The sequence below is a fragment of the Flavobacterium buctense genome (genome assembly GCF_014486695.1).
GTDB classification, from domain to species: domain Bacteria; phylum Bacteroidota; class Bacteroidia; order Flavobacteriales; family Flavobacteriaceae; genus Flavobacterium; species Flavobacterium buctense.
In genome coordinates this window covers 1-241 of the sequence record NZ_JACTAB010000045.1, presented here as the reverse complement: position 1 = coordinate 241, position 241 = coordinate 1, and the positions used below count along the sequence as shown (strand labels likewise).

1 protein-coding gene is annotated in these 241 nt (G+C 42.3%); it reads right to left on the bottom strand.

Annotated features, from left to right (window positions below; genetic code table 11):
• A partial coding sequence (locus ICG50_RS13090) for a hypothetical protein (RefSeq protein WP_187661340.1) occupies positions 1–241 on the bottom strand: 241 nt, incomplete at both ends.

Genomic DNA, 241 nt, shown 5'->3' with positions numbered 1-241 from the left:
GGCATTCAGAGTGCCATTGAATGAAATTACTGCTGTGCTTCCAGAACAAATGGTTGTGGTTCCTGAAATTGTGGCAAAAGGCAAGGCAATAACCGACACAATGGCTGAGCCAGTCTGAGCTTGACTACAAACCGGTGTTCCGGCCGAAGTCACACTTACCAAACTATAAGTACTACTAACTGTTAATACTGGTGTTGTTAATGTGGCTAAACCAGTTCCATCTAAAACAATAGTCTGATTA